The sequence below is a fragment of the Bartonella tribocorum genome (assembly GCF_002777915.1).
In the GTDB taxonomy this organism is placed as follows: domain Bacteria; phylum Pseudomonadota; class Alphaproteobacteria; order Rhizobiales; family Rhizobiaceae; genus Bartonella; species Bartonella tribocorum_A.
Window position 1 is genome coordinate 46,470 of record NZ_NJGE01000007.1, and the last position, 23,057, is coordinate 69,526.

Genomic DNA, 23,057 nt, shown 5'->3' on the forward strand with positions numbered 1-23,057 from the left:
GGGATGGGTATATTTTTTAAAAAGCATCACGGCGTTTGAAGGGGTCGTAATAGATTTCTGTTACACGAAATTTGCCTTCTAAACGTTTGCATTGGATGATGACATCGATCATCGAGATTAATAAGCCGCGGATGTCATCGCGTGCTAAATTACCCCCGCCGTCACTTTCTTTGACAAGGAGGGTCATTTGTTCGAAAGCTGCAAGTGCTGTAGAGGCATGGACGGTGGTGATAGAGCCGGGGTGACCAGAGTTGACATTACGGATATAGTAAAAGGCTGTGCCATCACGCAGCTCTTGTAGGAGGATTCTATCGGGGCGCATGCGGAGTCCCGATTCAAGCAGTTCTTTTGCGCCAGCTTTTGCTAAACCTTGGTTATCTTTTGAATAAAAAAGTTGGACTTTGTTGGCGTGTGGAACGACGAGTTCTGGGGTGTCTTCAATGGTGAGAATTCGTTCATAGTCAGGGATTTTGGCAATTAAAGCTTTGGAGAGGGTTGTTTTACCAGAACCAGTTTTTCCAGAGATTAAGATATTTTGTTGTGTAATGACGGCGCGTTCTAAAAATTTACAAAAGTCTTTGGCGATAAAAAGATCTGTTAGTTCTTTTTCTGTATCAGAGAGTTCATTTTCTCGTTTTTTCATTTGTTCAAGGGGGGTGAAACTGACGTTTCTTGCTACAGAGAACAATTGGTTTTCGTGTAAACTTTCAAGGGAAAAAGTGCGTGATGAGGGTTTGCGAATGGTCATGCTAATGGTATTGGGCGCAACAGCAGGGGGCATAACAATTTGTATGCGTTCATTATTGGGAAGTGTTGCGGAGAGAACAGGATTTTCTACACTGATTTTTTGTGTTGTGTAGGCAGCAACAACTTTTGCAATGCCTTCTAGCTCGCTGTAGGTCAATTCTTGTATGGTGTGGGTTTGCCAACCATTTGGTCCTTCAACAATCACTTCACCGGGGCGGTTGACGACAATTTCAAATAAATTATCATTATTGAGGAAGTCATCTAAGATTTTTAATTTTGTTAAAACGATGGAAGCGCGTTCTATATTTTTTGCTGCTGGCATAATATACTTTTATTTACTGTATGGGGTTTATATTTACTTTATGGGGTTTACTGAACGTGAGAGTTAAAAAAAGGAATAGCTTGGCGTAGAACGCGAGAAAGTGTTTCTCTTTTTTCTTGTGATTGTTAATTTATAAACGGAGGAAAAATCGAGATCTTTTGCGACGAAAATGTTGACCAGTTCGCCTTGAAATTTTTCTAAAGTAGGAGGAATATTGATTTGATTTTCAAGGGCAATACTGGCAGCTTCTTTTCCGGTGTTGTTTGCGCCTTCAAAACCGTTGTTGCCAGAGTTGTTTGAACCGCTTTTATTGGAATTGCCTACTATTTTATTTGTTAAGACTGTTGTGGCACCATCAATCACGGTTAACAAAAGGGAAGAGCCAAAGCGTTCCCACCAATGGGTGTTGATGTTGCCATCAAAACCGGCTCTTCCTAAACTGTCGGTTGCGGGTGAGGCAAGGTCGATGATAACACCGGTTGGGGTTTTTGCTCTGGTCCAGAGGACGAAGAGGCGGGATTGACCTTGTTTTATTCCTCCGCGGTATTCGCCAATCACTTGGGTTCCTTTATCAAGTAACACAACGCGACCATTGTCAGAGAGGATATCACGGTTAATAATGCAGCTTGCAAAGCCTGGTTGGTCACTGTTTAAGGCGGTTTCTAAGATACAGGGGATAGAGGTTCCCATGGCGATGATAAAGTTTCTATTGCCGATGAGTTTTGCTTTGGCTTCTTCTGTTTTGGTCGGTTGTAAAAGGGTGGCAAAATTTTGTGTATTTTGAAGGGCAGAAGAATTTTGCATATTCATATTGGCGAGATTTTCAAGGGCATTAAATTTATCAAGGGGGTTGAGAGTCGTGTTGACGATGTCTTTTAATTGAGACTTAGAGCCTTTGGCAAAAGCAAGAACGGGGGCGCGTCTTGCGGCATCAAGTAAGGGATCATCTTTTTTGGGTTCTGGTGCGAGTGGTTGTGGGGGTGGCAAGGTTATGGGTGCCATTTTTGCGTGCGGGTCAGCGGGGGCTAACTCTAAAGGCGTGAGGGAATTGTGAAAGCTTTGTGCTTGTTTTTTATGTGCTTTTGCGGTGTCTTTTTGCTCTGTGGGGCTGGATAAGATGTTCCAGAGTACATAGCCACAGAGTCCTATACACGCTATTGCAACAGCTATTTTTTTGCCAACGGTTTTGGATGCGCTGTTTTTGCCATCTCCAATTGATCCTCGATCTTCTATGGTGGTTGTATCACTCATATGTTCTCCCCTTTAATTCCCGCTTTATTTAAAATTTAAAGATCTGATGCAATTTTACGTTCAACAGATGGTGAGGTTGTTCCGGTATCCGGATTGATGCCTTTTGGTTGATAGGCTTCGTTAAAGACGCATAGGACATTTTTTCCCTGTCTTAGGGTGAATCTGGCACTAATGGCATGGACAATAACCATGTTGCCTCTTGTGGTTTTGGGAACAAGCGATTCTGTCCCGTCGTTGCCTACAATATAAATGGCAGGGATTTCTTGGTTGTCAGGAAAAGAAAATGTTGTGGTTTTTCCATTGTCATAAACGGCAGATGGTTCAAGAATGCTTGATCCTTGCGCAGTGTAAGCCCAATTGCGTGGTCCGTAGGTTTCATAAGCGTTGAAGGCACCATCAATCTGCTGGGCTTGTTTTTTTTCTTGGCGCAGAAGGGCGGCGAGTCTTCTTTGTTCTGCTTCTTCTTGTGGGTAGCGAAATTTCACAAGGAAATAGGTTTCTTGTCCAGAGGAAATTTCTCCATCTTTGACCATGAGTTCAAATTGATAGGAGCGTTTTGAGCCATCAAGCTTTGTGGTGACGACTTGGAGATTGGTAATGGGTTGGACTTCGCGTGCTTTAAGGAACAGAATATTACCCGCTGGTGCTACTTCCCATGCAACGCTGTTGCCAATGGCGACATGAGCAATTTCTTCATTGGCAGAAAATTCTATTTGTACCGATGAGCGTATGGAGCCAATAATTTTTGTGACATTATAAGCATCATAATTGATAAAGCGAATGCGGCTGTCGCTAGGCGCGCGGGTGGGAAAAACACTGGCATGGCCCAAATGAGCAGAAGAAAGAGCAATGGCGCTTAGAATGAGAAAAAGAATTTTTTTTGTCATGATCAGTTGACCACTTCCGGATCAGTTCTATATTCACTAACAATAAATCCAAGAGGATTTATCAAACGGTTTTCGACAGAGATAGGGGCATTGATATATTCAAAGGTGAGCGTTGCAACCCAGTGGGTGATGAATTCTTTTTTGGTTTGATTGTCACGCACAGTTTTGTAGTAGCGCACTTGGGCGACGTCTTGGTTGATAAAGGAGATTGATTTTATCGTGACGGTGACACTGGCGTTTTTATAGAGAATTTGAGGACTTTGTGGATTTCTTGCTCCATACCAGCTGGCAAATCTTTCTTGCTCTTCAGGAGAGGAGAGGAGAGAGACGGTTTGGAAATTGTGTTGGATCTCTTCGGTTGCAAAGCCTTCACGGCAGCGAACATATTTTGCGGCAAAATAGCGTGTGATGGCTTCATCCACATTGGTGGGACCTTCTTTTAAAGTGTCGACGACTTCAACGATGCCAGTTGAATTGTCCACACGGATGACAAAAGGTTCTACGGTTTTAAGCGGTGTGAGGGTGATGACCGCCAGCGAAGAGATGAGCGCGACGACGACAGCTATGCCAGCGATAGCGAGAGAAGCGCGGGTGGTGCGGCGTGAGGCGAGCATGCGGTCTTGGTCAAAAGAGCGTGCCTCAGCAATATATTGTTCGATATCTTGTTGTTTCATGCTTTTTGCCCGCAATTTTTGTAAGATTTTATTTCTTCATCGGTTAATTTTTGTGTGAGAAGCGTTTCCAACTTGCCCTCTTTTAGGGGGGAGGGGGTGTTGTTACTGATGATAATGGGCGTGGGCGTGGGTTTTTTCCCTTCCCAATTCCACATGGATCGGTTGAGTGGACGCTTAGAATATCCATCACATTTTGGCAGTGACTTCAGCGTGTTTGGTGAAGACATACAGCCACTGAGAAAAAGAAATGGCAAGATTACCCCAATTTTTTTTAACATTCTTCCATTTCCTTTCATTTTATTAGGCCTAATACTGCCATTGCTTTCTGTTCCATCTTATCCATACGCTTCTTCATAGCTTTGAAAGGAGCTTTTACTGCGTCGACACCTGCTTTCGTTGATCCTGTAAGAGCAGCTCCACCAGAAGCTAAAGCCGATGCGATTTCTGGCAATTTGTAAAAGATAAGAATACCACAACTGCTGATACCTAAAAATTGCACTAAAGCAATGATCATATCCAGAACGCTTCTTGAAAGGATGGTCGTTGCAAGATCGACATATAAATCACCGATTATGACTATTAATACCTGAAGTATGATGAAATTTACTGTTTGATTTAACCATGCTTCTGTAAACCTTCGTGTTGCTGAAAACATATAAAGGCTTATAAAAAGTGGACCTACTGATAGGACAAGAAACAAACCAATTTTAGCATATACTGAGACGAAAAAACCGACACCACAAAAGAGAGCAGAAACTCCTAAGCAGAAAAGACCAGCAAGCCAATAGACAGCAAATGTAAATGTATGTTCTCTGTTGGCAGCATCAAAAACGTGTCCAGCAGCAGTTTGTATCATATTATCCCATACATTTTTATCTGAATGTGCTCCTTGAGTGACATTTGCAATGGCATTCGGCAGATCGTTGAAGAATATATTCCTAACCCAAGTATTATAATGGGTGGCGTTTGTGGCAAGTGCAACAATAATGCCAAGTTTGAAAACTGTTGCTATAAAGTCCCATAAAGGCATGGAAGAACGCCCATAGATGATATTGTACCCTATAAATATAATATAGATTGTACAAGACGCTTTAAGCGGAGTAGATAAAGACGATGAGAGATTTCTAATGGTGTCATCCATTACCTTTGTGAGGGGCTCCATCAACCCGTTGTCTATCATGGTAAATATATCATACGCTGCCATTGTTTTCCTCCGTTCCTTATCGTACGGGTTTCGCGTTCCATACTAAGTTGAATTTTTATGCTTTAATTACTGTCCTCTTTCTTTTCAGATTGTTCTTTCGTTTTTTGTTTATCGTCATTTGTACGATATTTATTTAGATATTTTTGAAAGGATTCTTTACCAAGTTCGTCTATTGCTTTTCCTAAGTTTTCACAATTTTGAGGAGATTCTGTTTCAGAAGGTTTTTTCCACATACATTTAGGTGTCCACTCATTGCGTAATTTTTCATCTTTTTTAAATTCTGCGACGCTATGGGTTTTTTCGCATCCAGCTGTGATGAGCCCTGTGCAAAGTAGCAATGTTGTTATGAGAACTTTATTCATCAATATTTCCCCTTCATTTTTTCAGTTTTACAAGGTTGGAGCACAATCTTTAAATTATGCTTGTGTTATCGGTTGTTTCACAACCAGTGATGATAAATCTAGGGCACAGACATATTGTTGCCATAAATCTATTACAAAATGAGTGAAACTTTTTAAGTTGAGCAGCTAAAACGCAATAGCGAGAGGCAATGGTTTTATCCATTGTCTTTGTAAGTGGCTGCATCAACATATTGTCTATATCAGTAAATACACCTTTGGTTATTATTGCCATTTAGATGCTCCGCTATTCAGTGTGTGTTTTTATAATTTAATCGTTATTCTGTGCGCGTTCTTTTGCTCTTCGTTCTTCTTCAGCGCGTGTTTCCGCTCTTTGTTTTTCGAGTATTTTTTGAGTCTCAGCGTCCATTTTTTTAAGTCTGGCTTCCATTTCAGCTTTAGCCTTTTCCATTACTTTACGATACCTTTCATCATCTTCACGCGCTCTTTCTTCCGCTTTTGCTTCATATTCCTTTTCAAGTTCAAGTTGTGCTAATCTTAGGTTTTCACAATTTTTTGAAGTTCCTGCTAATCCACATTTAGCAATCCACTCTTCCATCAACTTTGGATTTTTTTTCAATTCTGCAACACTATAGGTTTTTTCACAACCAGCAGTGATGAGGCCTGTGCAAAGCAGCAATGTTGTTATGAGAACTTTATTCATGGTTAATGATTATCCTGTTGTTGTTTAGCACGCTCTTCTGCTTCTCTTTCAGCTTTTTCTTTCGCTTCTTGTTCGGCTTGAGCTCGTTTCTTAGCTTCAAATTCAACTTTCCATTTTTCATATTCAGCTTTTTGTTCGGCTATAAGTTTATCCATACGTTTCTTATTCTCTTCTGCTGCTCTACGCGCTCTTTCTTCGGCTTTTGCTTTATATTCTTTTTGAAGTTCTAAAGCTGCTAATCTTAGGTTTTCACAATTTTTTGAAGTTCCTGCAAATCCACATTTAGCATCCCACTCTAAGCGTAAATTTTTATCTTTTTTAAATTCTGCGACGCTATAGGTTTTTTCACAACCAGCAGCGATAATTCCAGCGCAAAGTAGTAATGCTGGTATGATGATTTTATTCATGATTAATGACTGTCCCCTTGTTTTTCAGATTTTTGCTGCTTATCATTTGTAGAGCCAAAACCTCTCCATTTCTTACGGGTTTCAAATTCAGCTTGCTCTGCGTTTTTACAATTTTTCGATTTAAGATCCCCTGATGTCAAACATTTCACGAGTACTTCTTCCATCAGTTTTTTGTCTTTTTTTAATTCTTCTACGCTGTAGGTTTTTTCGCATCCAGCAGCGATAAGTCCTGTGCAAAGTAGCAATGTTGTTATGATGATCTTGTTCATATTCAAGCCCCTTTTTTTACCCTTTATTGACCACGGAGTTTTTTGGCATAATCTGCATATCGCGCTGCAAATTCTTCGTAAGCACGTTGTTCGGCTGCTTTTTCTTCAGCTTGTTGAATCATGGCGGCGGCTTGCATTTGGAGAACTTTTGTTTGGAGGTCTGCTTGTATTGCGGATAATTGTGCTTGAATGCCTTGAATTTCACCAGCGTCTTTCGTATTTCCAAGTTTGTCGAGCAGCTTGTTAATGTTTTTTTGGGTTTCACTGGCTTCTTCGTAGACGTCTTGGCCTTTTGCCGCTTGTCCTACTACGCGCTGTTCAGCTTTTTTGACTTCCTCTGCGTAAAAAGCATCCACGGCCTCTTTTGAGCCAGCACCCCCTGAGGGCTCTTTGTATTTAAGCTCTTCTTGCCATTTTTGCGTGTTTTTACTGCCGCCGCCGCTACCTCCGCCGCCGCCCCCGCTGCCCATTGAGTGTTGAAAGTTATTAAAATCAGAAGGAAGGGCGCCACTGCTCCCTTGCTTGTTGAACATTTCTTTCAATCCCGAGATATCAGGCTTGACATTCAAAGAGTTATAAAGATTCTTCATTTGGTCAAGCTGACCTTTTAATTGATTGAGTTGGTCTGCACCTTGCTGGAATTGTTTTAATGCTTGTTGATATTGCTGAGCCAATTTTGCCGCAGCTGTAGGATCAAATACCACCATGGCAAAGGCATTTGTTTTTAAGCCAAAAGAAATTGCGCAAAGAGCTGTTGCCCATAAAAGCTTCTTCATTGTTTTGACCTTTCTTGGAAAATGGGGAGCCATTTTTCTGGAGATTGTCCAACTTCATCCATAATGGTCTCTAAAAGTTCAATGTTTTTGGTGGTGCCACTTAAAATGGCTATTTCATCATCAAAACCGCGTAAATTCAGTTCTGCTACAACAGAGCTTTGTCCTTGTTTGATGAGAAAACGCCGCGATTCACGGCTTAATTCTGCTTGTATTAGGTTAAACTCTCTGTCAGATAATTTAAAACCTTCTACATAATCCCCATGGTTGCCCTTTTGATTGGGAAAATAAATCTGAGTGGGACATTGTTCTATAATGGTGTGCGCAATGGTTGAATTGATCGCATCTTTGGGAGATTGCGTGGCAAACAACATCAAACCATTCTGCTTACGAATGGTCTTCAGTCGGTCTTGCGCAAAAGCTTTAAAGGAATCATCCTCTAAGGCTTTCCAAAATTCATCAATGACAATGATAATACGACGCCCGTCAATCAAAGAGAGAATTCTATGAAAAAGATACATCATCAAGGGTGGACGAATTTCATCATTGTCCAAAAAATCCGTCATATCATAACCAATAAATTTGGCATCAATGCCAATGTCGTCATCCGGATTGTCAAAAACCCATCCCAAGGCATTGCCTTTACACCATCTCTCTAATCGTCCCGCTATCCCCTCCCTGTGGGTGGTGTCAAAAAACATTTGTAAGGCGGATATGGTCCGTTGTTCTTTTGGCAACAGTGCAAGCTGGTCAACAGCAGCAGAAATATCTTGTCTTTCCGCTTCACTGATCTTTTGATCTTCAGAAGAAACAAGCTTGATAATCCATTGGCGTAAAAAGACCCTATCTGCTGGATTGTTATAGTCTAAACCTTTGAGCGGCGCTATGCCTGTGGGCTTCCCATTCTTCAAAGGCATATAGGTGCCGCCACCGGCTCTGACAAAAAGTTCTGCACCGCGATCTTTATCAAAAAAGACCATATTGGGATCATGCTTTTGAAGTTGTGCTAAAAGAAAATTAACAATAACCGTTTTCCCAGAACCAGAGGGTCCACAAACAAACGTATTGCCTAAATCACCAAAGTGAAAGTTAAAATAAAATGGTGAACCAGCAGAGGTCTTCATCAAGGCTACCGCGGGTCCCCATACATTGCCATCTATTTTGCCAACCGGAAAAGAATGAAATGGAGAAAGTGCTGCATAGTTGCGGCTGGTTATCGCACCAGAACGCGTGCGATACGCATAATTCCCTGGCAATTGTGCCCACCAAGCCGCTGCTAACCCTAAATCTTCCCGTGCAATCACAGCGCCACCATCTGTAAGACGAGAACGCGCTTTGGCAAGATTGTCCGCTAACTCTTGCGGAGCATCCGCAAAAACTGCCAATGATAAATGATGCTCCCCTAAAACAAAACGATTCGATTCAAGATCATCAAGCGCATCATCCAGTTCCACAATTTGTGAACCCGCGCGGTCGCCCGCATTGACCATTTGATTCTGTTTGCGCCCCATAATCTGCTTGGCAACATTTTTGCTCTTGAAAACAAATGATTGGGTGAAAATAAACTCAAAGGGAAGCGTTAAAAGACCATCCGCCATGCCTACTCTGGTTTTGGCTGGATATTCTTTCCAACCAAACATGCCCGCAAATCGCTGTCCCGCTTCAGTGCGTATTTCGATGATCTCTTTCCCAAAAATAAGACGATCTGAGTAAACCGTCGAAGCTATCGTCCCCCATGTAAGAGGAATACGCTCACGACGCCCTCCCACCAATTGGTGGATAAACTCACTTTGCTGCGAATAAATATTGCCTTCATGTTCATAAAGACTCAACCTTCTTGCACCATAGCGCTCTAAATTTTGAATAAGATCTGTTGTAATATCTTCAAGCTTACGAATGGATTCTTCATCAACTTCTGTCTTTTCTTGCTTGGCTTTTCCTAAACGTTTGAAAAATTCTACTAATTTATCCGTTTTATCAACGTGAGGATTCCACAAAATTGAAAGATAGAGTTCATTGCGATAAAGATCTTGAGAGATCATCCGTTCGCGATATTTATCATCCAATTGCTTCGCAAATGCCGATCTAAAAGTGCCATCCGGATAAACCGTTTCACGCTTTCTGATAATATGGCTATAAAGCGCTATCCGTTCATCCGCAATGTTTTTAAACAGATTATTCAGCTGTTCGTGAAGCACATTCAGATCAATAATATCCGCTGTCTCAAAGTTAATCCCTTCAAGTTTAATAACGGACATGAGTGCCCGTGAATCCAGCGCAATGATATGCTTGTTAACATGGCGCACGTAAGGAATGATCGCCTCTGGCTGCTTTTCACGTTTGCGCTCTGTTGTTTTCATTATAATTCCTCATAATTACGAATTAATCGTAATGGAGAAATACTTCCCCCACCCCATAGACTCGAATTTCTGGCAAAAATACTTGTCTTTTGCCATGTCAGAAGAATACGAAATTTGTTATGGTCATGCTTGAGGATTTCCTTAAATATGAAATGCATCATCACACCAAAGGTTAAAAGAAAAATATTGCCTGACATAATAAACAATATCATCGTCCCCATCCCATTTAATCCCATAGCTTCCACCGTCACACCTGCAATCATGGCAGGGCGTGTGCAAGCAAGAAACAACGTATCTTCTGTTAACTTCTCGCGCTCTTTCATGGTTTTGAAAGGCTAAAGTTTAATTGGCAAGCATTGATACAATTTGTGATGCACCCATAACAATGCCGATGCCAACACAAACAAAAAAAGCTTTACGCATTTCAACATAACCAGCAATCCAGGCAAGCCCAATACCAGCAACCGAAATCGTTGCAATTGATGTTGCAATGGGACCTGTTAAAGCTTTGACTATTTTTTGAAGTGCATCATCAATTTTTCCGAAGTCGCCTGCTGCAAATGCTGGCTCACTGAGTGCAATGAAGGCTATAAACAGCATTAATACTGTTGTTAACCATTTCTTTTGTGTATTGGATAAAGTAACTTTTTGTAAGGTGTGTTCACAACTGAACGAATTATTCATGTTTTTCATGAAAAACCCCCGCTTTATGTTTAAGTTAATATAAGATTAATATTTTAATCGGGAATCATATAAATGAAAAAAATTATTTTTTCTACTATAAAATTACCAATATTTAATATTCTATAATTTGATGAACAATAAAATATATTAATATTCAAAATGATACTTTTTAAACATTTTCGATCAGTACTGAAATATATTGTCTTAATTTGTGTTGTTATTTTAGGACACTTTTATTTGAGTGAAAATACTGAACAACTGATTCAAGCTTTTTTTCATGTAAAAGAAAATACAATAGAAAAACCAGTTCAAAATCTGAAATCACAATTGACGGATTATAAAAATCAACAAGACGCAAACCAACAAAATATGGTACTGCATCCAGAACCATTGGCATCCCAATTTTATGAAGAAAATGTACCAGTTTATTCTGGTGCTATACAGGTAACAAGTGGTGTGACCTTTAAAATGATCACACTTGTCGATGAGGGGTGGAGAAAAAAAATCGTTCGCAATATCCGCTTATATGGTGTTGAAACCTGTGAAACACGCCAATTTGCCTCACGCAATGGTATTAAGTGGCCCTGTGGTGCTTTTGTAACGGCTTGGCTTGTCTCAAAAACAATCGATAAAAATGTTACCTGTCGGCAAGCCCGTGTTATTCAACAAGTTCATTATGCGCAATGCTTTGTTGATGGCGTTGATCTTGCACGCTTGGGGCTTATCGAAGGATTGATGGTGTTGACAAAAGATCAGCATAATTTCCCATCGCCCGCAGACTATAAAAACTTACAATTGACAGCTCAAAAAGCACAAAATGGCTTGTGGTCAAGCCAATTTCAACAACCAGAAGATTGGCGAAGAGATCATGGGAGTTATAATCCCATTGATCATAACGGATAAAATTTATTGTGTTTGGAAAATAATTGTATGTAACGTTTGCGTATTTGTATAGGTTGGTCACCACAGCGCTCTATGAGCGCGCATTCCCTTCTTATGCGTCATTTCGCTTCACTGTTGTGATAGGTTGTATGGGCAAAAAAATAGTCATTTGAAAGCTTTACTATATTGAAAATCTTTTTTCTAGAATGCAAAAAATCGTTCATATTATTGGCCAGTCGGCCAAAGCTTCGGTGGAAAAATTGCACAAGGAAATAGGTTTTTTTGAAGGGATTTTACAACGAGGTTTTAAAGTAAAAAAATCAAAAACGACATACATATATGTCGCTAGTGACATACACATAGAACATACAACCCCTAACTTAAATTGTAATTGTAACAAAAATGAAGGTTCAGAAAACTCTGAGCACACTCAAATCAATAACATGGCCTTCGATCATGAAAAAAAGGCTTATGAAAAAATAGAAAAAAGCAAAACTGAATCCACCCTACCTTCAAAAAACAGCAAATCGCTTCAAATCAAACCAAAAATTTTAACGCAAGCATTGCATCATGTTGCTATGTTCGTGAAAAATAGGGCGTGCAATCTGAAAGAGATTTAATCGAGCCTATGGAGTTTTGAGCGAAAATGAAAGGGTATTTTTTCTCAAAAGTTTGAAGAAGCTAAAAAGACTTGGAAAACAAAAGGGTGTTTTCTCTCTCGAAAGAAAGAAAACACCCGGGGGGGGATTAGAATGACAGTGTTACATATTTTCATCCGAAAAGCGGTCTTTTTTATCTTTTCTCCACAGAAAATAAGTTGCTAATCCCAGAATGGGCACACCCAATTTGGCAAAAGGCAGATGTTGGCTGAGCGCAGCTAGGCTGGAAATCGTCGCATCCGTTATGAGTTGGTGGCGTTGTTCTTCAGTCTTTTTTTGCTGATCATAGCGTTGATAAGCCTTGAGAACTCGGTTGATCATAAAGGCTAATCCTGCAAGAAAAAGCCAAATTAAAAACAGGATACCGGCGGCGGCGGCAGGCTTCATAACCATACATAACGCAAGAAAACCAATCATGCATAAAAAAAGCAAAGCCATGAATAATGAAATACCAATAAATCCACAGCAAATGGCTTGAAGGCGCACTTGCTTAACCGTGCTTTTAAGCCCTCCACCGACAAGATGGTTTAAAAGAGGAGCGATAAATTTATGCATTGCTTAACGACGCAGTAATTGAGAAAGAATAAAACCAACCCCTGCGGCAAACAAAACGCTTTTGCCAGGATTTTTGCGAACGCATTGGTTCATGGTTTGTTCAAGATCACTGATTTTATCTTTTGCTTGAGACATGATGTCCTCACTGCTTTCCTTTGCTGAGTGATACAGTTTTTCCGCTTTGTCTTTGGCTGCATTGAATTTTTTTGCACCAAGATCTGTCAGTGTTGAGGTCATCCCTGAAATTTCATGGCGTAATGTTTCTAGTTGTCCTTGGAGCTCATTTTGTAGGTCTTTTTCTGCGGCGGTTTTWTTTTTTTTTKTGTTTTTATTATTGGCCATGATGTTCTTTCCCTCTCTTGTCTATTTGTTATATTTGTGTTGGTGTGTTCATCGTAATCATTTGCATTGGAGTGAAAATTTTTACTGCTTGGGTAACGCTAAAAGTTTTTTTTGGTTCCCTTCATTGTGTCGAATTTAAAATTGTTTTTTGATAAAATAAATCGCGCTTATAAGATGGACTCTTGCCCATAAAGAATCTTCTTTGTTGGTTTTTTTATAAAAATTTTTTAAAAAAGGCAGGTTGAGACTTGTTTTTTAAGGACTTGGTATTGGTAAAAAATAGGACTGTGGTATGATTTTGCAGGAGAAATTTTGCAAGAGAAGTCATGCTATTTTTAGGCTTTTAAAGCAGAGAAGAGAAAAGAATAGTGCTTATATATCTAAAGTCTTAATGGGGCTCTCCATGATCTTTTTTACCTATTTAAAAGAATGCGATCATCCTTTTTTTTAGAAATCTTATGGCACCTTTTAACTGTAAAAAGGGGATTTCAGAGAATTGATTTTTTTTAAGAGGTGAATATCTTTTTCTTCAAGTGTTTTATCTTTGCTGTTTATCCCGTACAAATTATTCCATGCATGGCGATGTTTTGTTGGGTTTATTCAAGAGCGGTTGAAATGAAAAAAGCTTGCGATAGGAAGGGCTTATTCAACAGGAATGATGATAAATTATTCTTAATCAAGTCAATTATTGTAAGTAGAAAGATAAGGCGTTATTTTTATAAATTGAAATATTTCTAACACGTCTATCATTTTGCCAAATTTACAGCGTAAATTGAGTGAGTAAGATAAATTTGTTGAAGGGTTTCTTTAAAATAAGAGAGAAGTTAGGGAAGAAAACTATACTTGATTTATCAAGTTTTCTTTCTTAAGAGGAATGCGGATGTGATGTTGAAGGGAAATGGCATGGGGGAACAGTGATGCTATGCGGGATGGTGATCCGGTATATAAAGAAGGTTAAGAGCGCAAGAGTGTGAGACAAAAATGGAATCTGAAACAGTCCCTTTAGAGAAGAGTTCTGCTGTATTGGCAGTGCATGATTTTTCTCCTTTTTCTATGTTTATGGCTGCTGATTGGGTGGTGAAAGCGGTTATCATTCTTTTGTTGCTTGCTTCTCTTGTGTCTTGGACAATTGCTTTTGTGAAAATTGTTGAGATCACTTTGGCAAAACGACGTGTGCGTCATGAACTCCGGTTGGTTCTTAATGCTCAGACTCTTACACGTTTGGCTGCGAGCTTGAAAGAAAGCAAAGGGGCGGGGGTGTTTTTTCTCAAAGAGGTTTTGCAAGAGGTCTATCTTTCTACACAACAGGTTAATTTTGTTGCTGCTGAAGGGACAAGCGAAAGCTCTGGTGAGAGAGCTGGTCCAAGGAAAAGTGCACAAACGCTTGAAGATATCCTCTTTTATGAAGAAAATGATCAATATGGCGATGTTTCTCGCGATGTCTATGTGCGCGATGTTCATGAAGGTTTAAAAGAAAGGGTTCATTCGCTTTTATCGCGCTGCTTGCTGACTGCAACACGGCGTGTTGCGTGTGGGAACGCTGTTCTTGCGACCATTGGCGCCATTGCACCCTTTGTGGGGCTTTTTGCAACGGTGTGGGGAATTATGAATTCTTTTATTGGAATTGCTCAATCGCAAACAACGCGGCTTGATGTGGTGGCTCCTGGAATTGCTGAGGCCTTATTTGCAACGGCGATTGGGCTTTTTGTGGCTATTCCCGCCGTTGTTATGTATAATAGCCTTATGCGTGCTTTGAATGGTTATCGCAGTGATTTAGGGGATATTGCTGCTGCTCTTGAAAGGCTTTTGAGCCGTGAGCTTGATCGACAAAAACAACAGAAAAGTCATACAAAATGAAAGCAAGCTTTAATGATGATTGGGAAACAGAGGATAGTGGGTTGCACAGTGAAATCAATGTGACGCCCTTTATTGATGTTGTGTTGGTGTTGTTGATTGTTTTTATGGTTGCTGCACCATTGGCAACATCTGTCATCCCTGTTCAGCTTCCTTCTATAACGCAAGCCCCTTCAGTGGTTCAACCTGATGAGCCCCTTTATGTTACTTTGCAAAAAGATCATTCTCTTTACATTGATGATCATCTGATAAAACAAGCAGCTTTGAGAGAAACTTTGTTAAGAGAAACCAAACAAAATTTAGAAACAAAAATTTTAATCAAAGCAGATAGTGAAATTGATTATGGCATTGTCATCGATTTATTAAACCAAATACGCATGGCGGGATATCGTAAAATTGGTCTTGTCGGATTGCAAAATTCTCCTCATTTTGCTGCAAGGGGTGAGGGCAATCATAAAACAGCCGAGAAGGCAAATGGACCTGTTGTGGCAGACGGTGCCCTTGAGGCAGCGGGCGCTAATGTGGTGGGGCATGTGGAGGCGGCTACAATGAGCGATACCGTAGACACGCATAGTTCTGGAACAGCTTCTGCCCCGTGATAAAAAGCGCCTTTTAAACAAGGAAAGTTTGAAGAATATAAAGCTGCTTCATCAAAGTGACAGAGTAAAATTGATGATGAGACTGTCATCGATTAATTAAATCGCGCTTATGCTAGAGAGCGTGAAATGAAGTCGACTAAGATGATAAAACGTTCTCAATATCGCCATAGTGTTGCAAAAAATGCGTTATAAAACAGCCCTTGTCATTGTTCTTTGTGTCTTAATGCATCTAAAAGCTTTTGCAACAGTGTTCATGAATGGTATAACGATAAAGCCATTGAGCACCACCATCTTTACGCTTGTGAAGTAACAAGCCGGCGCCATCACACTATTTGCCAGCCCCCAATGTTGCGACAGATCTTGCATTAAGACGGTTCATAAGAGCCATTTTTAAATCCTTTCTTATACAGTTTTTACCCACACGCCAGCCCCGCTTTTGACGTGCAAGGGAATGATTTTGATTGATTCAAGATAAGCAGCTTTGAAATAAGAAAATCTTACGTTATTCGGAGTTCTAATTCAATATGAACAACGCTAGATTATCATTATAAATCAATATCTTGCACGAATAATGCCCTGATAAAATAAGAATAAAAAAATCTATTGGGCACCCTCATTTTGATGCTTTATAAAAGAGAAAGAGAGCATCATGATACGCTTTGCCTCTTCTTTCAATGGGATGACGGTTATGRGGGATGAYGGTTATGGGAGATGACGGTTATGGGTACGGTTTATTATAGGGTATTTTTCTAGTTTTTATCTGCCCAAGCAAGCAGCGCTTGTCATGGACTTATAACGAATAAGAGACTTGGATTTTAATGGATGAAAAAACAAATTTGTCATAAGAAAATCTTATGGCATTTGGATGGCTCATTTTACACGTTACAAGACAATGAATGTCTTCTTAATCCAATCAAGATGATGTGTTGTCTCAATTATCATTGTTAATCGTTTCAGGGGGCATGTGAAGGGGCGGGCGCTAAATGAGAAGCGTGGAAGGATGTGCGTGCTTTAACAGTTTAAAAGCTCCAAGAGATCAAGGAAAGACGTGTTGAAATAAGGGCACTGCGTGCAAAGGATTTTCTCCTCTAAAGGCTTGTATGTTTATCAAGATCAGTAGAACCAGCCATGGCAAGAAAGTTTTCTTATTCCAAGCTTTAAGATGCTGAATGGATAAAGTCACGGCATTGTATTGTAACGTTTGAGTAAGAGATGGAAGAAAAAAGGATGCTGCTTTAGGGGCGCGCGCGTTTAGCGAAGGAGTTTTGAATGTAAACGCGCGCACCTTTTGCACTTTAAAAGCCCAAGAGACGCCCCAAAAATCAAGAGATAGAGATGTAAAAGAGTCGTGAGCTTGTTTTTTAAAAAAGCAGATTTTTCAGAGCTTTTTAGTTGTGTCCTGTTGAACCAAAACCACCTGTTCCACGGCTTTCGTTATGGGGTTGGGTATTTTGTTCTGGTTCAATAGCGCAAACATTCACTTGGGTTACGGGGGCGATAACTGTTTGGGCAATGCGCATGCCTCGTTGAATGGAAAAGTCTTCCTGACCCAAATTGATGAGAAGGACTTTAACTTCGCCACGGTAATCACTATCAATGGTTCCAGGGGTATTCAGGCATGTGATGCCGTACTTTAAAGCTAAACCAGAGCGTGGACGTATTTGTGCTTCATAGCCCGGTGATAAATGAAAAATGAGACCTGTTGGAATAAGGGCACGCTGCCCTGGGGCAAGGACGAGTGTTTCTTCTTCTCCAAGGGCTGCACGCAGATCAAGACCGGCAGAACCTGCTGTTGCGTAGTGAGGAAGTTCTAAACCTTGTCCGTGTTCAAGACGTTGAACGAATAAAGTCACCGAGTGTGAAGAGTGAGAAGAAACACCATTTTCTTGGGTGTTTAGAGGAGCGTTGGTTTCAGTGTTCGGCATGATCAAGGTGTGTCCAAAATATGAGATTTCAAGAAAAATGATACTTTAACAAAAGATAGCCATAAAACAAGTCGATAAAGGTTTTTTGATATAGGTTGTCCCCAGAGCTTGGTTATCATCTTTTGTTGATCCACAAGATTCCAAATCAGAATCAATAACACCTTCCGGAATGGCCTTTCCAATAATGGCTTATGCCGATGAAAAAACACGTGCATTTGCGATCTCAATAATTTGTTATAAGATTCCTTAGATACTAAAGGTCAAAATATCAAAGCACCATAAGAGCCCTTTTAAGAAGGGCATTTCCAATGATGATTTGATGTTTTGCTAAAAGGAACCCTCTTGGAGCTCAAAATTATACGAGAGATCGAAATTATGGGGGCTGTGTTTTTTTAAATACTCCCGATAATAATCCCTGTGGCAAAAACCAGAGCCCCTCCAATGATGACTTGTAAAGAGGCGCGCCAAAAAGGGGTCGACATATATTTGTTCTGAATCCAGACGATGGCGCCTAGTTCGAAAAAAACAACGATAAAGGCAATCACTGTTGCGAGGTAAAAAGAGTGGATCAAATAGGGAAGCGTATGACCTAAACCCCCTAATGTTGTCATAATGCCGCTGGCAAGACCTCTTTTTAAGGGTGAACCACGCCCTGATAATTTTCCATCATCATGGGCTGCTTCTGTGAAACCCATTGAAAGTCCTGCACCAATGGAAGCTGAGAGCCCTATCAAAAAGGTTTGATGTGTTTCTCCTGTGGCAAAAGCTGCGGCAAAAATGGGGGCAAGAGTAGAAACAGAGCCGTCCATTAACCCTGCAAGACCTGGTTGAATCCATGTCAAAAGGGTTTGTTTTTCCGCTTTCGAGGGCTTTTTTATGGTGTGATTTGCTGCTGTCTTTTTCGGTGAAGGTTGGCTTTCTTTCCTTTTTATAAAAGAAGTTTGCTCACATAATCCACCCGATCCACCCGCTGTGTGGGCGCGATTATGGCAGGAAAGACACAAAAGTTGCTTATAATTTTCAAGCTCTTGAAGCCCCATTGCCGTAAAAACCGCAGCTTCCTTAGCGGAATAAGGCTCTAGAGCTTTTGCATATTTTAAATAGAGCGCAGCATGTTGCTCTTTTGCTTTGAGCGCTTGAAGCAGCATTTTTTGTGCTGAACGAAAGGACAGAGCTTTACGCTGTACAAATGAAAAAAACGATTTCAACATTCTCTGTTCCTTTGCACTTTAGAATAATTCTAAAACATGAAGAAAAATAAACTGAAAGTCAACCTAAAAGTTAAAAACTGAAAAAGTGCAAAAAGGTTGCGCTGGAAAAAAAAGAGTGCTGGGGCTTATACAAGTAAAGTTGGCAAATCTGGCAAATACAAGGAAGTACAAGAGAATTTATTGAGTGGGGTGATTTATAAAGTGGGGTCTGAGAGGGGCTGTGTGAAAGCCTTGAGAGAAAATATGCTTTATTTTGCTCAAAGAGAGTTTTCAATGGCGCATTCTCATGTGTACTTGATGCTTGAAGAATATAGGGAAAGAAAGAGATCAGCGGCATCATTTATTTGATGCGTTCAAAAGGCAATAAAAACTTTTGCATTTTGAGATCATTTTTTTAAAGAGACTTTTTTCAAGCAACAAAAGCCTATTTTGCAAGGGCATCCGTGAAGCGTATAGGTGAAGCGTATAGAAGGGGAGGGTGCTAAAGCCCCATGAAATAATAAAAAAATCCATTGAGTCTTAAATCCATTGAGTCCTCTCACTTTCAAGCTTCATAAAAGAGCAAGCCGGCACTCTCATACCCTTCTGTTCCCAATGTTATGACAGCTTTTAGCACATTTCATTATAGCATTTTATTTGCACAGTTTTACGCTCCGCATCCTGCTTAGGTATAAGCCAATATTCTTATGATATTTACGCACATTGAGCGTTGTTATAGCTTTTGCATTTAGGTGGATCTGTCAGTGTTAACGAATTATCTTTTGGGTTGTGATTGCAGGGGGGCAGATTTAAGGGTGGCAGTGCATAAATGAAGAGATATGATCATATCCAACTGTCTGATCACGTATGAAAATTGATGCTTTAAAAGGGCAATTTATCGCCTTGTAACTTGCCTTATATCTTGCATGAAAGCCCCAAATTCAGTAGGATTCTCTTACTTCAAAACTTGTTATATTGAATCAATTCAAATCATTGGCTTCACAAGGAGGGGTGTGGGTGCTGTATCTTTATTTACAGTATGGGGTCATTTGCAACGTGAAAGAGCCGAATTGTGCATTAACAAACGTTTTTGATGTTTTTAAAAAAGAATTAAGTTGTGCAGAAAAAATGGAGCATCTATGGACATTGGTGAAGGTTTGGATTTATGGCGGCTGCCTGAAAAACTAACAATACCGCAGGCAGCATTTTTAATAGCTGGTTTGAATCCAGGAAAATGTCGTTTTGTCAACAAAATAGAACCAGAAAAGAGTGATATTTACGAAGGTAAGTTTCTTTTATCATTAGAAAGTACTGCTAATTTCCGAGCAGCTTATCATGCCATTGTTTCAGCAGGAAAAGACGATCGATTAGAGATAGAATGGTCTTACTATAATTTTTTGGATTTTATAGATGCAGATTCCTCATATGTTCTCGTTGAAGATTTAAAAAAATGGCTTTTATCGCGTGGTTTGCGCCCTGCGTTTTTTTTCCCTGAAGATGATTCTCGTGACACTAAGGATAAAAAATATGCGTTTCAAGATCCAACGCATCCACGCTATGCTCCAAAGCTTGCTGCAGCTGTTGCAGCTTGGGAAGCGGTGAACGAGGCTAAGGGTGGTAAAACTGTTAAAGCAACGCTTGCAGAATGGTTGCGACAGAATGCTGATCAATATGATTTACACAATAAGAAAACTGGTAAGTTAAAAGAGGATGTTATTGAGCAGATTTCAAGTATTGCTAATTGGGAACCTACCGGAGGGGCGCCTAAGACACCTACCAATTGATTTTATCAAAAGAAAAAAACAAAAAGATTACTAAAAGTGTGCTGCTTTTTTTGATAATGTTGAAGATAATCTCCTTCTCTGAGGTAAGTTTTTGTCTTTCTCCCCTAGATTATAAGTCGTTGTTTTTCAATAAAAATAATTTTTATAGTGTTTCAATGATTGTTTAGAGGAAGAAAAATAGACATTTTGGGGCAGCAAAATTTACCCTATAGTTTTCGTAACTTATCCCTCTATTTTTGTTTGATTTTTTTTGGCATCGTTCAATCCGTATTCACAATAAGGGAATTGAATATGATCAAAATATTTTTTTTTACGGGGCGTGGAAGCGCAAAAAATTCTCAAATCAATGCATCGAATATACCGATATCGGAGCAGCCTGTTGCCAATGAGGTGGTGCGTAAATCGTTTAGAATAGGTGTATTGTCGTTTTGGTTAAAGTTTGAACTTACCTTTGTTATGGAAAAGGTCAAAGCTGAGCGCCATGCGCGTTCTCCATGAAGAAACCTTGTCATCTGTGAGCGGAAAAGGATTTCTCTTGAAAAATTTACGTTATGGAAAAAAACACTCTATGGTACAATATGAAAAGGATATAATTTATCATAAGGGAAATGCGAAAAGAAAAATAGGGGCATGGCGTGGTTACGATGGAATGCTATGCTGCTGATATGCAGATGATCAACATTCTCGTTTATCTCTTGTCTATTATCTCTTTTCAATGGAAGTGATGAACGGCCTATGTTTTAGGGTGTGATGGGGATCAATATTTGAGGAATGACAAGTGTTTTCAAGGTGATCGGGCAAAGGAGAATAGATTCTGCGGGCTGTTTATGATGAAGTTTGTTTTCTAAAGGGGAATTGAGGGAAAATTATAAGCTCTGCTATCGGGCAAACTTTTTCATTTCAGTTTGTTATTAGTCTCTTTTGCGTGATGATGGTTATGGTATTGTTGGATATTTCCCATAAAAGGGGCGCTGCAATGAGGAAAAGAGAATGACAAAAGGAGCGGTTTCCCACTCCTTCGTTCCTATCTCCCCTTGCGGGGAAGCGGCCACCATTACTGATACCGTATATGCCTCTCTGTATACGCTTATTCTTAAAAAAAGTCAATGGGGTAAACGCGGTAAATGTTTAAGCATAAGCGCAACAACTTTATGAAATTCTTCCTCCGATAATCTTGGAATGCTCCGTGAACAACTCAGACGGCTTACTGAAACTGTTGTCACATAATTGCAGATAATCCACGCTTTTTTTACGTTTTATCGGAGATTGTAGGGCATAAGCTGCAGGATTGTTCGGTTGCGATTTTGTCGAAAATGGCAAAACCGTAACATTACCATAGAGTTTTGCATTCTTAGAGAGCACTAAAACAGGACGTTTTTTCCAGAATTCAGGTAAGATCGAATCATGAGGAAAATCGCACCAAAAAACTTGTCGAATGCGAGGGGCTGATTTGAGCCGAGGTTTTATATGGGGCGGTTTTGTGTAAGGCGCGTTTAAATCCCTGAATTTCTCATGTTCGCGCCAAGCGGCATGATCATGTTCCATTACAGTCGGAGGCGCTTCAAGGTGACAGATATCTAAAGGGGTAAGCGAGGGAGGGGCTGTGTTTTTATCCTCAGGCATGGTTGACCATTCAATTTTTATGGGGCCCCTCACGATTGTTTGATCGCTTTTCTAACGCCTGTTTCTATCAAAATGTTGCTTATAAGTACAGAGAAGCACAACAATAAAATACAGATATTCGTTGTTTTTGTTGTTTCTCTTCTCCTTTAGAGAGAAAAACATGGATAACAACCTTAAAACAGCAAAGATATGAAAAACAAAAGAGAGGGATATGTTACAATAAAAGGTTGTTTTATCCGTTAAAAAATGAGGAAAAGTTTGAGGAGAAGATGATATGTGTGGAATGTGTATGGGATTAAGTTTAAAGGGGATAATTGTTTATGCGTCTGGAGGGGGATGGGTATTTTGGGGCGTGTGGAGCCCCTATGTGCGGCTGTATGGTGTTTGTCGAAGAGTAAGCAAGCTCTTGGTGCGTGCAGGGGCAGGTGGTTGTTTATGTCTTGTGGTCTGAAAGAATACCTTTTGAAGTAATATAGAGGCTCATAAGGGTGAAAAATAGGCTTGCAACGACATTCCAGCCAGCAAATGAGAGAAAAAGAAAACGCGTAGAGGCTTGAGAACAAGAAGGAGGGTGAATGTTGTTTAATTGGTTAAGCAGTTGGTTAATATTGGTGGTTTTTCGCATGGCGTTTAAACCACAACTAAGGGGGGCTGTCCAAAAGCCATATTCAACACCAGCATGATAAATGGCGAGAACAAGGCTGATGCTCATTAAGATAAAGACACATAAAAATAAAAGTTGTATCCAAGAAGACATGCGAAAAAAACATGCTCCAAAACCTGCTAAGAGCAAAAATGGTATGGCACCGTAATAGGGAAAACGCTCGATAAGACATAAATCGCAAGGAAGATATCCGCCAAGATGTTCAAAACCAAGAGCAAGACCTAGGGTGGCGAATAAGCAAAAAGCAAGAAAAAACGCCCATAAACTTTGTTCTTTCCTGCTGGGTTCAAGATGAAGATGCTCTTTTAAAAATGAATGGGAAGACAAAACACGTACCATT

General features: G+C 40.0%; 26 protein-coding genes and 2 pseudogenes. 7 read left to right on the plus strand and 21 right to left on the minus strand.

From position 1 onward, the window contains the following. Nucleotides 1-16: 16 nt before the first annotated feature. The 14 genes from virB11 to CER18_RS04255 form a co-directional block, all read right to left on the minus strand. Nucleotides 17-1,069, minus strand: a complete 1,053-nt coding sequence (virB11, locus tag CER18_RS04185) for a P-type DNA transfer ATPase VirB11 (protein WP_100128832.1) — start codon at nt 1,067-1,069, stop codon at nt 17-19. A 63-nt stretch (nt 1,070-1,132) separates the two neighbouring features. Beyond that, complete coding sequence (gene virB10, locus CER18_RS04190) at nt 1,133-2,320, minus strand: type IV secretion system protein VirB10 (RefSeq protein ID WP_100128833.1); 1,188 nt, start codon at nt 2,318-2,320, stop codon at nt 1,133-1,135. A gap of 35 nt (nt 2,321-2,355) precedes the next feature. Beyond that, nucleotides 2,356-3,207: a P-type conjugative transfer protein VirB9 gene (gene virB9, locus CER18_RS04195; protein ID WP_100128834.1), complete on the minus strand. Its 852-nt coding sequence runs from the start codon at nt 3,205-3,207 to the stop codon at nt 2,356-2,358. A gap of 2 nt (nt 3,208-3,209) precedes the next feature. Continuing rightward, on the minus strand, nt 3,210-3,881 hold the full coding sequence (locus CER18_RS04200) for a virB8 family protein (RefSeq protein ID WP_100128835.1): 672 nt from the start codon (nt 3,879-3,881) through the stop codon (nt 3,210-3,212). After that, complete coding sequence (locus CER18_RS04205; protein ID WP_100128870.1) at nt 3,878-4,159, minus strand: type IV secretion protein VblB7; 282 nt, start codon at nt 4,157-4,159, stop codon at nt 3,878-3,880. The genes CER18_RS04200 and CER18_RS04205 overlap by 4 nt, the downstream gene beginning before the upstream one ends. 14 nt (nt 4,160-4,173) lie before the next feature. Then, nucleotides 4,174-5,085, minus strand: a complete 912-nt coding sequence (locus CER18_RS04210) for a type IV secretion system protein (protein WP_100128836.1) — start codon at nt 5,083-5,085, stop codon at nt 4,174-4,176. A 62-nt stretch (nt 5,086-5,147) separates the two neighbouring features. Next, nucleotides 5,148-5,447, minus strand: coding sequence for an EexN family lipoprotein (locus CER18_RS04215; protein ID WP_100128837.1), 300 nt, complete (start codon nt 5,445-5,447; stop codon nt 5,148-5,150). Between the two features lie 307 nt (nt 5,448-5,754). Then, nucleotides 5,755-6,147: an EexN family lipoprotein gene (locus tag CER18_RS04225; RefSeq protein WP_100128839.1), complete on the minus strand. Its 393-nt coding sequence runs from the start codon at nt 6,145-6,147 to the stop codon at nt 5,755-5,757. A gap of 2 nt (nt 6,148-6,149) precedes the next feature. Further along, the gene (locus CER18_RS04230; protein ID WP_100128840.1) at nt 6,150-6,554 is read right to left on the minus strand and encodes an EexN family lipoprotein; all 405 of its coding nucleotides are present in this window, start codon (nt 6,552-6,554) and stop codon (nt 6,150-6,152) included. 2 nt (nt 6,555-6,556) lie between these two features. Then, nucleotides 6,557-6,823 carry an EexN family lipoprotein gene (locus tag CER18_RS04235; RefSeq protein WP_100128841.1) on the minus strand — a complete coding sequence of 89 codons (267 nt, stop codon included), beginning with the start codon at nt 6,821-6,823 and terminating at the stop codon, nt 6,557-6,559. A 23-nt stretch (nt 6,824-6,846) separates the two neighbouring features. Further along, on the minus strand, nt 6,847-7,599 hold the full coding sequence (locus tag CER18_RS04240; protein WP_100128842.1) for a type IV secretion system protein: 753 nt from the start codon (nt 7,597-7,599) through the stop codon (nt 6,847-6,849). Next, the gene (locus tag CER18_RS04245; protein ID WP_100128843.1) at nt 7,596-9,956 is read right to left on the minus strand and encodes a VirB4 family type IV secretion/conjugal transfer ATPase; all 2,361 of its coding nucleotides are present in this window, start codon (nt 9,954-9,956) and stop codon (nt 7,596-7,598) included. The genes CER18_RS04240 and CER18_RS04245 overlap by 4 nt, the downstream gene beginning before the upstream one ends. Continuing rightward, nucleotides 9,956-10,279, minus strand: coding sequence for a type IV secretion system protein VirB3 (locus tag CER18_RS04250; RefSeq protein WP_100128844.1), 324 nt, complete (start codon nt 10,277-10,279; stop codon nt 9,956-9,958). The genes CER18_RS04245 and CER18_RS04250 overlap by 1 nt, the downstream gene beginning before the upstream one ends. A 19-nt stretch (nt 10,280-10,298) precedes the next feature. After that, nucleotides 10,299-10,649, minus strand: a complete 351-nt coding sequence (locus CER18_RS04255) for a TrbC/VirB2 family protein (protein ID WP_100128845.1) — start codon at nt 10,647-10,649, stop codon at nt 10,299-10,301. Between the two features lie 150 nt (nt 10,650-10,799). Here CER18_RS04255 and CER18_RS04260 point away from each other — a divergent pair, with 150 nt between their 5' ends. Then, nucleotides 10,800-11,543: a nuclease gene (locus tag CER18_RS04260; protein WP_100128846.1), complete on the plus strand. Its 744-nt coding sequence runs from the start codon at nt 10,800-10,802 to the stop codon at nt 11,541-11,543. A gap of 185 nt (nt 11,544-11,728) precedes the next feature. Further along, entirely contained in the window at nt 11,729-12,142 is a 414-nt protein-coding gene (locus CER18_RS04265; RefSeq protein ID WP_100128847.1) for a hypothetical protein, read from the plus strand. Between the two features lie 141 nt (nt 12,143-12,283). On the opposite strand, the gene CER18_RS04270 is transcribed toward CER18_RS04265, so the two are convergent. Both CER18_RS04270 and CER18_RS04275 read right to left on the minus strand, forming a co-directional pair. Beyond that, entirely contained in the window at nt 12,284-12,736 is a 453-nt protein-coding gene (locus tag CER18_RS04270) for a phage holin family protein (protein WP_100128848.1), read from the minus strand. 3 nt (nt 12,737-12,739) lie between these two features. After that, nucleotides 12,740-13,078, minus strand: a complete 339-nt coding sequence (locus CER18_RS04275; protein ID WP_100128849.1) for a DUF883 family protein — start codon at nt 13,076-13,078, stop codon at nt 12,740-12,742. Nucleotides 13,079-14,059: 981 nt separating this feature from the next. On the opposite strand from CER18_RS04275, the gene CER18_RS04280 reads away from it, so the two are divergent. Together CER18_RS04280 and CER18_RS04285 are read left to right on the plus strand one after the other, a co-directional pair. Then, nucleotides 14,060-14,935, plus strand: a complete 876-nt coding sequence (locus CER18_RS04280; RefSeq protein WP_100128850.1) for a MotA/TolQ/ExbB proton channel family protein — start codon at nt 14,060-14,062, stop codon at nt 14,933-14,935. Further along, a complete protein-coding gene (locus CER18_RS04285; RefSeq protein ID WP_100128851.1) occupies nt 14,932-15,531 on the plus strand; it encodes a biopolymer transporter ExbD in 600 nt (199 codons plus the stop codon). Before CER18_RS04280 ends, CER18_RS04285 begins: the two co-directional genes overlap by 4 nt. 253 nt (nt 15,532-15,784) lie before the next feature. Here CER18_RS04285 and CER18_RS09875 read toward each other — a convergent pair. The 3 genes and pseudogenes from CER18_RS09875 to CER18_RS04305 all read right to left on the minus strand — a co-directional run. Further along, nucleotides 15,785-15,919 (minus strand): annotated as a pseudogene (locus CER18_RS09875) (integrase); the annotation flags it as partial. Nucleotides 15,920-16,919: 1,000 nt separating this feature from the next. Continuing rightward, nucleotides 16,920-17,456, minus strand: a complete 537-nt coding sequence (gene dut / locus CER18_RS04295) for a dUTP diphosphatase (protein ID WP_100128853.1) — start codon at nt 17,454-17,456, stop codon at nt 16,920-16,922. 392 nt (nt 17,457-17,848) lie between these two features. Beyond that, a complete protein-coding gene (locus tag CER18_RS04305) occupies nt 17,849-18,667 on the minus strand; it encodes a VIT1/CCC1 transporter family protein (RefSeq protein ID WP_100128855.1) in 819 nt (272 codons plus the stop codon). A 1,118-nt stretch (nt 18,668-19,785) separates the two neighbouring features. Here CER18_RS04305 and CER18_RS04315 point away from each other — a divergent pair. Together CER18_RS04315 and CER18_RS04320 are read left to right on the plus strand one after the other, a co-directional pair. Continuing rightward, nucleotides 19,786-20,430 carry a hypothetical protein gene (locus CER18_RS04315; RefSeq protein ID WP_100128857.1) on the plus strand — a complete coding sequence of 215 codons (645 nt, stop codon included), beginning with the start codon at nt 19,786-19,788 and terminating at the stop codon, nt 20,428-20,430. 291 nt (nt 20,431-20,721) lie between these two features. Continuing rightward, the gene (locus CER18_RS04320) at nt 20,722-20,928 is read left to right on the plus strand and encodes a hypothetical protein (protein WP_100128858.1); all 207 of its coding nucleotides are present in this window, start codon (nt 20,722-20,724) and stop codon (nt 20,926-20,928) included. 605 nt (nt 20,929-21,533) lie between these two features. On the opposite strand, the pseudogene CER18_RS04330 reads toward CER18_RS04320, so the two are convergent. Continuing rightward, nucleotides 21,534-22,053 (minus strand): annotated as a pseudogene (locus CER18_RS04330) (type II toxin-antitoxin system PemK/MazF family toxin). Between the two features lie 274 nt (nt 22,054-22,327). Here CER18_RS04330 and CER18_RS10010 point away from each other — a divergent pair. Beyond that, nucleotides 22,328-22,504, plus strand: a complete 177-nt coding sequence (locus tag CER18_RS10010; protein WP_180299381.1) for a hypothetical protein — start codon at nt 22,328-22,330, stop codon at nt 22,502-22,504. Here CER18_RS10010 and CER18_RS04335 read toward each other — a convergent pair. Continuing rightward, nucleotides 22,487-23,056 carry a disulfide bond formation protein B gene (locus CER18_RS04335; protein WP_100128860.1) on the minus strand — a complete coding sequence of 190 codons (570 nt, stop codon included), beginning with the start codon at nt 23,054-23,056 and terminating at the stop codon, nt 22,487-22,489. The genes CER18_RS10010 and CER18_RS04335 overlap by 18 nt on opposite strands. Nucleotide 23,057: the final 1 nt, after the last annotated feature.

Coding starts and splice junctions, on each gene's coding strand:
- virB11 (WP_100128832.1), bottom strand. CDS start 1,069: ATGCCAGCAGCAAAAAATATAGAACGCGCTTCCATCGTTTTAACAAAA.
- virB10 (WP_100128833.1), bottom strand. CDS start 2,320: ATGAGTGATACAACCACCATAGAAGATCGAGGATCAATTGGAGATGGC.
- virB9 (WP_100128834.1), bottom strand. CDS start 3,207: ATGACAAAAAAAATTCTTTTTCTCATTCTAAGCGCCATTGCTCTTTCT.
- CER18_RS04200 (WP_100128835.1), bottom strand. CDS start 3,881: ATGAAACAACAAGATATCGAACAATATATTGCTGAGGCACGCTCTTTT.
- CER18_RS04205 (WP_100128870.1), bottom strand. CDS start 4,159: ATGTTAAAAAAAATTGGGGTAATCTTGCCATTTCTTTTTCTCAGTGGC.
- CER18_RS04210 (WP_100128836.1), bottom strand. CDS start 5,085: ATGGCAGCGTATGATATATTTACCATGATAGACAACGGGTTGATGGAG.
- CER18_RS04215 (WP_100128837.1), bottom strand. CDS start 5,447: ATGAATAAAGTTCTCATAACAACATTGCTACTTTGCACAGGGCTCATC.
- CER18_RS04225 (WP_100128839.1), bottom strand. CDS start 6,147: ATGAATAAAGTTCTCATAACAACATTGCTGCTTTGCACAGGCCTCATC.
- CER18_RS04230 (WP_100128840.1), bottom strand. CDS start 6,554: ATGAATAAAATCATCATACCAGCATTACTACTTTGCGCTGGAATTATC.
- CER18_RS04235 (WP_100128841.1), bottom strand. CDS start 6,823: ATGAACAAGATCATCATAACAACATTGCTACTTTGCACAGGACTTATC.
- CER18_RS04240 (WP_100128842.1), bottom strand. CDS start 7,599: ATGAAGAAGCTTTTATGGGCAACAGCTCTTTGCGCAATTTCTTTTGGC.
- CER18_RS04245 (WP_100128843.1), bottom strand. CDS start 9,956: ATGAAAACAACAGAGCGCAAACGTGAAAAGCAGCCAGAGGCGATCATT.
- CER18_RS04250 (WP_100128844.1), bottom strand. CDS start 10,279: ATGAAAGAGCGCGAGAAGTTAACAGAAGATACGTTGTTTCTTGCTTGC.
- CER18_RS04255 (WP_100128845.1), bottom strand. CDS start 10,649: ATGAAAAACATGAATAATTCGTTCAGTTGTGAACACACCTTACAAAAA.
- CER18_RS04260 (WP_100128846.1), top strand. CDS start 10,800: ATGATACTTTTTAAACATTTTCGATCAGTACTGAAATATATTGTCTTA.
- CER18_RS04265 (WP_100128847.1), top strand. CDS start 11,729: ATGCAAAAAATCGTTCATATTATTGGCCAGTCGGCCAAAGCTTCGGTG.
- CER18_RS04270 (WP_100128848.1), bottom strand. CDS start 12,736: ATGCATAAATTTATCGCTCCTCTTTTAAACCATCTTGTCGGTGGAGGG.
- CER18_RS04280 (WP_100128850.1), top strand. CDS start 14,060: ATGGAATCTGAAACAGTCCCTTTAGAGAAGAGTTCTGCTGTATTGGCA.
- CER18_RS04285 (WP_100128851.1), top strand. CDS start 14,932: ATGAAAGCAAGCTTTAATGATGATTGGGAAACAGAGGATAGTGGGTTG.
- dut (WP_100128853.1), bottom strand. CDS start 17,456: ATGCCGAACACTGAAACCAACGCTCCTCTAAACACCCAAGAAAATGGT.
- CER18_RS04305 (WP_100128855.1), bottom strand. CDS start 18,667: ATGTTGAAATCGTTTTTTTCATTTGTACAGCGTAAAGCTCTGTCCTTT.
- CER18_RS04315 (WP_100128857.1), top strand. CDS start 19,786: ATGGACATTGGTGAAGGTTTGGATTTATGGCGGCTGCCTGAAAAACTA.
- CER18_RS04320 (WP_100128858.1), top strand. CDS start 20,722: ATGATCAAAATATTTTTTTTTACGGGGCGTGGAAGCGCAAAAAATTCT.
- CER18_RS10010 (WP_180299381.1), top strand. CDS start 22,328: ATGTGTGGAATGTGTATGGGATTAAGTTTAAAGGGGATAATTGTTTAT.
- CER18_RS04335 (WP_100128860.1), bottom strand. CDS start 23,056: ATGGTACGTGTTTTGTCTTCCCATTCATTTTTAAAAGAGCATCTTCAT.